The organism is Gracilibacillus suaedae (genome assembly GCF_017599345.1).
GTDB classification, from domain to species: Bacteria; Bacillota; Bacilli; order Bacillales; family Amphibacillaceae; genus Gracilibacillus; species Gracilibacillus suaedae.
This window is the reverse complement of the sequence record NZ_JAGFVL010000025.1, coordinates 1-8,164: the sequence shown is the minus strand read 5'-3', so window position 1 is coordinate 8,164 and position 8,164 is coordinate 1. Positions and strand designations below refer to the sequence as shown.

At 38.0% G+C, this 8,164-nt stretch carries 6 protein-coding genes; all 6 read right to left on the bottom strand.

Features of this window, described 5'->3' with window-relative positions; translation table 11 throughout:
• Positions 1-628: 628 nt before the first annotated feature.
• On the bottom strand, positions 629-1,912 hold the full coding sequence (locus tag J5J03_RS06790; RefSeq protein WP_208587795.1) for an IS110 family RNA-guided transposase: 1,284 nt from the start codon (positions 1,910-1,912) through the stop codon (positions 629-631).
• 201 nt (positions 1,913-2,113) lie between these two features.
• Entirely contained in the window at positions 2,114-3,517 is a 1,404-nt protein-coding gene (locus J5J03_RS06785; RefSeq protein WP_208587793.1) for an MDR family MFS transporter, read from the bottom strand.
• 97 nt (positions 3,518-3,614) lie between these two features.
• Positions 3,615-4,214, bottom strand: a complete 600-nt coding sequence (locus J5J03_RS06780) for a response regulator (protein ID WP_208587791.1) — start codon at positions 4,212-4,214, stop codon at positions 3,615-3,617.
• Positions 4,211-5,344: a sensor histidine kinase gene (locus J5J03_RS06775; protein WP_208587789.1), complete on the bottom strand. Its 1,134-nt coding sequence runs from the start codon at positions 5,342-5,344 to the stop codon at positions 4,211-4,213. The genes J5J03_RS06780 and J5J03_RS06775 overlap by 4 nt, the downstream gene beginning before the upstream one ends.
• Positions 5,345-5,550: 206 nt before the next feature.
• Positions 5,551-6,603: a fatty acid desaturase gene (locus tag J5J03_RS06770; protein WP_208587787.1), complete on the bottom strand. Its 1,053-nt coding sequence runs from the start codon at positions 6,601-6,603 to the stop codon at positions 5,551-5,553.
• A gap of 217 nt (positions 6,604-6,820) precedes the next feature.
• Complete coding sequence (gene yfkAB / locus J5J03_RS06765; RefSeq protein WP_208587785.1) at positions 6,821-7,954, bottom strand: radical SAM/CxCxxxxC motif protein YfkAB; 1,134 nt, start codon at positions 7,952-7,954, stop codon at positions 6,821-6,823.
• Between the last annotated feature and the right edge of the window lie 210 nt (positions 7,955-8,164).

Below are 8,164 nucleotides of genomic sequence, written 5' to 3'. Positions count from 1 at the left end.
ATACTCCCTCTATATACTAACGTATTCTCTTGATTACTCTGTTTTTCTTAGAATTTCATCTACATATCAAGGACTACTTCACATCATAACTGGAGTCAACCAAATCATTTAGGGAATGATGGTGAAAAAGGGTGTACTTAATAAGCCATTCTTTCTGTTTTGAAAAAAATGGTAATTAGTTGTGCTATGATCGCACTCCATTCCCACAGTACTCATGGCGACAAACCCTCCCATATCTCACAGCGTCTTTGCGCATACATTCCTTCGTTCGGTCTATCCATGAAGTGGGGCCGGCGATGCTTTCCTCCAGGGTCATTGCCCGATCGTATATAAGTTTGCCGGCTGCTCCGTGGCTTCAGATGTTGTGTTTGTTTTCTTGATGTCATTCATGTGTTTCTATTTAAGATAATCTTTCATTCATACGCTACTATCGTCTGTAGTCTTTCTTTCACTACACTCTATTCATTGCACGGCTTGATGTGGAGAGGTGGGCATGATACCCTGATCCAACAGAGCCAATTTTTTACCATTTGATTCCTTGGCGAGGAGATCATGCCCATAGAGGCTCCATGTCAAGCCACTTAGGTATAACTGTCATTCCATGAAGAGAACATTACCAAATCTTTTGTTATACGGCATCTTTTAAACGAAAATGTGGGATATCCTGTAACATCTTTTCTGGACGAAAGGCTACTTGTTTCTTTCCAATGGCAAATAATACACGAATTAACTTACAACATAATGCAATTAAGGATTGTTTTTTCTTCAATGGATTTTCTTTTCTTGTCGTAAAATATTCATGTATTGCCTTAAATGCAGGATTGTGATTCACCAATGGCAGAATGACTTTAAACAACAGAGCACGTAATTTCGGGCGCCCTCTCTTCGTGATGATGGTTCTGCCTTTCCATTTACCGGACGTGGCCAGTTTCAAATTTAATCCTGCCAATTTAATGATTTGTTCAGGATGCGTATAGTTGCTTATATCGCCCACTTCTGCATAGAATGATGCGATCGTTACCTTGCCAACCCCTTTCATATCATCCATTTCTTTCACGCCTGGGATGGTATCTAGAAACTCCTCTACCACTTCCCATGCCTCTTCTATTTTCTCTTGAAGCAGGACATATTGTTCCATTAATGTTTTCAGTTTTAACCTAGCTAGGGTTTTTCCTTCTTGTATGCCAACAGAATGTCCGGCAACTTCTTTTAATTGTCGGATCTTTTTCAATCCCACTCCTTTTTTGACTGCTTTACGAATTTCATGCAAGATGGTAATGTCCTCTGTTTGGACGATTTCATCCGGAAACAATCCCATCTTGAGGACTTCCAAAGAGGCTTTTCCTTCCCAGTTGGAAAAGACCGTTGTATATTCAGGAAAATACCGGTCAATCCATTGATGAACACGACCTTTTACTGCTTGAAAATCCTTTATTAATTGCTCGTACAAATTCATACCTTCTCGCAGTTCTGCATAGATACCTTCTGGTAAATTCGGTTCCGAATAACGCCCATCTTGGATGAGACGGGATATTACTCTGGCATCTTTTACATCATTTTTGGTTGGTGAATTATCATCCAATTCTTTTGATTTCTTGACATGAGCCGGGTTGACAACAACGACTTTTAGCTGTTTTCCTTTTAACCAATAAGTTAAAGGTAACCAATAATGTCCCGTTGGTTCCATCCCCATGATAATATCCGTTTTTTCATGCTGGACGCATAATTCATCTTTCCAACACATGAGGCTCTCAAAGCCTTCCCATGAGTTATCAAAGTATAAAGCTTTTCCAAACTGTATGCCACGAAAATCTTGCGCACGTGCAACGTGTTTGTTTTTGGCGATATCAATCCCGATAATTAATGTTTGTTCCGTTACTTGTGATATTTTTTCATTTTGTTTATAATACATAATAGTCCTCCTTGGTTCTAATTAAGGGTCCTTTTCGCTGATCAGCTTTGGACACCTCGTATCATACCAAGGGGGTATTTTTTATTCAATACCCATTTTGCTTTATTACAGGAATGCTTTCCTTTCAAAGAAAAACACGAACACCAGTTGATGTTCATGTTTAGCCTCGTTCTATTTTACACCGTCAAAGTTACTATAGCACTAATCTGATTCTTTTTCATCATATGGCTTACGGTTTTTAATAAAGAAGGATAAAATTAATCCTATTAAAGTGATAATCGAAAGGACTAAAAAGGCTGTATTCGCTCCAGTTATCCCTGGATATTGATCACCACTTTGTTCAGCAATAGATTCTGCTTGTGTCAATACTGTTACAATAATTGCCGTACCTACAGATGCTGACACATTACGCAATGTATTATCCATTGCTGCACCATGGGCAATTAGTTTTTTCGGTAATTGATTTAAACCAGCAGTCGCAGCCGGCATCATCACCATAGAAATACCTAACATTCTGATCGCAAACACAATGGTCAAATACGTCATAGATGTTTTATCATCTAAAACCGTGAATAAGAATGAGCCAACTGTCATTAATGAAAAACCTGCAATCGCAAGCCACCTTGCACCAATTTTATCAAAGATTCGTCCTGTTATCGGAGACATAAAGCCGGTAATTAGTGCACCTGGTAAAATAACCAGCCCCGATTGTACGGCCGTGAAATCCCTAGCCTCCTGCATGTATAACGGTACCAGAGTTTCCACTGCAATTAACCCCATAAATGCAATCATACCAAGCGTTACTGTTAACGGGAAAATCGAATAAGTAAAGACTCGAAACTCTAACATTGGGTGTCGCAATTTTATTTGTCTTAAAATAAACCAAATCAGTGAAATAACCCCTATAATTAACACAACAATCGTTATCGGGGAGCCCCAACCGTTATTCCCTGCACTTGTAAAGCCATATAACAGACCACCAAATCCTAAAGAAGACAAGATAATTGATGGAATATCTAACTTCGGCTTCGAAATCTCGGTTACATTTTTCATCACAAAATAAGCGATGAGGATATCAATAATAGCGATAGGCAATATTATGTAGAATAGAACGCGCCATGAAAAATGTTCGGTAACCCATCCTGATAATGAGGGACCAATTGCCGGAGCAAAAGAAATAACTAACCCTACTAACCCCATAATTGACCCCCGTTTATTGACTGGGAATATCATGAGAAATACGGTTTGCATTAATGGTAACATTACACCTGCACCTGCGGACTGAATCACACGTCCAGCTAATAACATGGTAAAATTCGGCGCTAATGCTGCCACTAACGTACCAAAGGCAAATACACTCATTGCCGTAATAAACAATTGCCTCGTTGTAAATCGGTCTATTAGAAACGCACTAATCGGAATCATAATTCCATTTACTAGCATGAAAATCGTTGTTAACCATTGTGCTGAGTTAGCAGTAATTCCCATTTCATTCATAATCGGAGGAATTGCTGTAATCATTAACGTTTGATTCAATATCGCGATAAAAGATCCTGCCAGTAACAATGCAACGATAGTTCCTCGCTTTTGAACGGTTGTAGTCATTCTCTCACTCCCCTATATATAGATTATTTCTAGTCACGAAAGATATTGTATGCCCTTTTACATCAAAATGCAAAAAATAGAAACTGAAAAACAGTTTCTATTTTAACCAGCCCTTTTCATTCACTTTTGCAATTGCTTCGATACGATTATCCACCTCTAATTTATCTAGAATAATAGATATATAATTCCGTACTGTTCCATTGGATAAAAAAAGTTCTTTCGCAATACTTTTTGTTGTTTTTCCTTCCGCTAACAATCTCATGACTTCAATTTCTCTTCTTGTTAGAGGATTCTCTTCCGAAAAGGCGATATCAATTAATTCCGGTGAATAAACCCGTTTTCCTCTCATAATTTGCCGAATGGACTGTGCCAAATCCTCACTAGGACTATCCTTTAATAAATAGCCACTAACACCAGCATTTCTCGCTCTTTCGAAATATCCCGGTCTCGCAAATGTCGTGAGGATTACTACTTTACAAGCGTGATTTCGTAATTGTTCTGCTGCATCCAGTCCTGTCATGACAGGCATTTCGATATCCATTAAGCAAATATCCGGTATTTCTTTTTTTACTAAAGCCAATACTTCTTCCCCATTATTGGCTTTTCCGACCACTTCCATGTCTTCCTCTAAATCCAATAAAGCACCTAGCGCTCCTAATAACAACTGTTGATCTTCAGCTAGCACAATTCGGATCACAGCTCTTCCTCCTCTTCTATCTGTTTCAAAACTTTCGGAACAGATATATACACTTCAAAACCATCGTTCCTTCTCTTAATAGCCAGTGTCCCATTAACAAATTCCAGTCGCTCTTTCATTCCTTTTAAGCCATTTCCATAGCTCTTGTTACCCGCTTTACCGATACCATTATCGACCACTTCCAATTTTATCGCCTGCTTTGTCTCGGTAATGTTAATCAAACAGGAAGAAGCATGGCTATGCTTCACTACATTGGTTACTGCTTCTTTTAAACACATACTCAGCACGTTTTCTAAAAAGAGCGGGAGATGGTCGCCATCAGCTTCAAATATAATTTCTCCCTCTATTTCTGCTGCATCTAGTAACTGCTTCGCATGTTCCACTTCTTCACTTAATCGGATACTTCTCATATTGGAAACCATTTCGCGAACTTCCTTCAATGCTTGACGAGCCGTGTCTTGCACATCTTGCAGCTCTTGTTTTACAGCTTCAGGGTCTTTTTCAACGAGTTTGGCAGATAATTCACTTTTCAAGCCGATCATCGATAACTTTTGCCCCAAAGTATCATGTAAATCTCTTGCAATCCGATGCCGCTCTTCAATAATCGCTAATTGCGATATTTTTCTATTCGCATCTTCCAACTGTCCTTCCAATTTCTCCTGTTTAAATCGATTATAGCGATTTATCGGGATTAATATAACCCCTAAAATAGTCATAATTAAAAAGGGAATTTGACTTAAAAACAAGGAATAATTTAGTAAAAATCCTGCTGTCATCGCTCCAACAGTTGTGACGAGATGGATAACATACATCGTAATAAAACCCGCTTTACTGCGAATATTACCTATATAAAAAGCGATGAAAAGTGCAAAATAAACATATCCAAATAATATCGTCATCATGATATCAATCACGAACTCAATAATTAATCCTGTGTATACTAATGGACCATGCGAATTAAAAGTCATCCAATACACACCAAAAAACAACAGTGTTGCCGCTATTCCGGCCCCAATCTCCCACAACGAAGTAGAACGGAAAATAAAATAAAATGGTAACACACAAAAAATGATCCATATATATAAACTTAACCCCGTATTCCGAGGGAAAATATCATACCAATGCCTCATTGATATCACCTCACTAAGGACAAACAAGTACATTTATTGTTTATCTATAATTTTTGAAAAATCTTTTTGTTCTCTTGTCAAATTTGTTATTATCTCAACTTTTATGTTAAATATTTACTAAGTCTCGGTACTTCACTATTAAATATAAATAACCCCCATCACCATTATACCAAAAAGAATTGGTACAATGGGACAGGGGGAAATTATCAGGAACGAATTGTCTGCGTACCTTTAGTCGAAGGTAACGAAATATTTGATTTCTTTTTACTTCGCTGTTTCATTTCCTTAAAACTAATAAAAGTCTTTTGCTCTTCATCATATAGTCGAAAGCGAATTGATTCCAAGCTTGTCTTTAAAGTAATGGTCGTTGCCTTTTGCAATGGCGGTGTTTCTTGGTGCGCCTTCTCCAAATGGTAATTCGGCACTCTTGGTGCTAGATGATGAACATGGTGATAACCAATATTCCCTGTCATCCATTCCAGCCATTTTGGTAACTTATAATAAGAGCTTCCGTCCACAGCAGCCTTCACATAATCCCATTCCGATTCATTCTCAAAGTAGGAATCCTCGAATTGATGTTGAACATAAAACAACCAAATACCAAGAACACCTGCTACATATGCAATCGGTAGTTGGACAAGTAAAATCGCCTGCCATCCTAATGTCAGCACGATAATCGCATAGATTGCAACTAACATAAAGTTGATTAAATACGTATTCCAGCGCTCTTTCTTACGAGCATCTTTCCGATTAAAGCGATTTTCATACAAGAATAATGAAAATGGACCTAAACCGAACATCACAAAAGGATTACGGTATAAACGATATTGTAACCTTTGCCATTTACTAGCTTGTTCATATTCATTAACTGTCATAATCCAAATATCACCAGTACCACGTTGATCTAAGTTTCCACTTGTTGCATGGTGAATCGAATGCTCTCTTTTCCATTTTTCAAAAGCAAAATGAGTAAGAACACCTGTCAATGTTCCAATCACACGGTTCCATTTCTTATTTTTGAAAAAGGATTGATGGGCACAATCATGAAAAATAATGAATGTTCGTACCATAAATCCTGCCGCAACAACTGAGAATGCAAGACTCAAGAAAATGGAGACCGACAAACTTTGATATGCCAAATACCACAATATAAAAAAAGGTGGTATCGTGTTGAATATTTGAATCATGCTTGTTTTTGTTTTCGATGTTGCATACGGCATGACATCTTTTCTTAATTTCGCTTGTTTTTGTTTGCTCATCAACATCCCTACTTTCGAAACTTACTATATCTGCAGTTTACTCCAATTTCAGGACTTTTATAAGACGCAATTGTCAGGACTTCAAAATGACATTTGTCATGTTTGGAGTAACATTTTTCCATCAATATTCGAACAACTAGATTAAATAAAGACAGCTATATCTCTTCATGAACGTATTAACCCCTGTTTCCGTAATAGAAACAGGGGTTATCTTACCTTAAAAAGTAATATTGGATGATCTTTTCCTAAAATCGACACCTTGGTAATACGTATTTTTAACCAAGATATTAGGCCCTAAACATTTAACAGCCGGACAATGGCAGTTTAATGATTTCGCTGTTTTCGATTCCATCCAACGTTCATAAGACGTTTGTAACGGCGTATTCTGAATATTGCCAAGTGATGGTTCTTCATCATCTCCAAAGTCAGTCACAATCACTTCTCCAGAAAAAATATTTACATTAAGACGAGATCTGCCATCTGGATCATTCCGTACTGTTACATTTTTCTCCTTATATAATCGTTTTAACAACGCAAGCTCTTCTTCATTTGTGTTACATGGATAGAATGGCAAGGTTCCGAATAACATCCACATCGAATCGTCTCGATGATCTAGAAGTCGCTCAATTCCTTCTTGCATTTCTCTCAAGCTAAGCGTCTCCATGTTACTAGCAAAATCCACTGGATACATTGGATGAACCTCATGACGGGCACATCCCATCTCCACTATATGATCGTGGATCGATTCTAAATAAGGAAACGTTCGTTTGTTCAACATTGTCTCTGCTGACACCATTACACCTTCTGCAGCAAGTCTCTGGGAATTTTCAACCATTCGTTCAAAATACTTTTTGCGATTCTCTTCACTAGGCTTCCGCTCCATATTAGCAAAGCCTGTTTCTACAAATTCCTCCGGTGTTCCCCAATTATGTGAAATATGTAGTACATCTAAAAAAGGGATAATTGCTTCATATCGGGAATAAGGCAATGTTAAATTTGAATTTATTTGTGTTCGAACACCACGCTCATGTGCATAACGAAGCAATGGAACCACATATTCTCGCACTGATTTTTTAGACATCATTGGTTCTCCACCGGTAATGCTTAATGTGCGTAAATGTGGAATTTCATCTAATCGTTGCTTTAACAAGGAAAAAGGCAATGCATCTGGATCTTTATCACGCAACGTGTATCCGACAGCACAGTGTGCACAGCGCATATTACACAAATGTGTAGTGGTAAATTCTATATTGGTTAACGTCATCTCGCCATATTGTTCAACGTCCAAGTATGCTTCCCATGGATCATAATCTGGAGTAATTGGACGCTTTACTTCATTTACTAACGTCATAATCGTAAACTTCCTTTCTACTAACCTTCATGATCATTGTAACAAATAAATAGACTTTTTTCTTTAGGCTAATAAGAAAAACCGGGAAATCCACCCGGTCCTGTTCAAAGTAGTCATTTTGACATGATTAATAGTCGTAACAACCGCTTCGGCTTGCCCACTTCGCTTTCCAGGGGGCGTGTCTTCAGCTAACTTTGCAAAGAAGATCGC

Bases quoted from the DNA above. Each gene is read 5' to 3' on its own strand.
- J5J03_RS06790 (WP_208587795.1), bottom strand. From the start codon at position 1,912: ATGTATTATAAACAAAATGAAAAAATATCACAAGTAACGGAACAAACA.
- J5J03_RS06785 (WP_208587793.1), bottom strand. From the start codon at position 3,517: ATGACTACAACCGTTCAAAAGCGAGGAACTATCGTTGCATTGTTACTG.
- J5J03_RS06775 (WP_208587789.1), bottom strand. From the start codon at position 5,344: ATGAGGCATTGGTATGATATTTTCCCTCGGAATACGGGGTTAAGTTTA.
- J5J03_RS06770 (WP_208587787.1), bottom strand. From the start codon at position 6,603: ATGAGCAAACAAAAACAAGCGAAATTAAGAAAAGATGTCATGCCGTAT.
- yfkAB (WP_208587785.1), bottom strand. From the start codon at position 7,954: ATGACGTTAGTAAATGAAGTAAAGCGTCCAATTACTCCAGATTATGAT.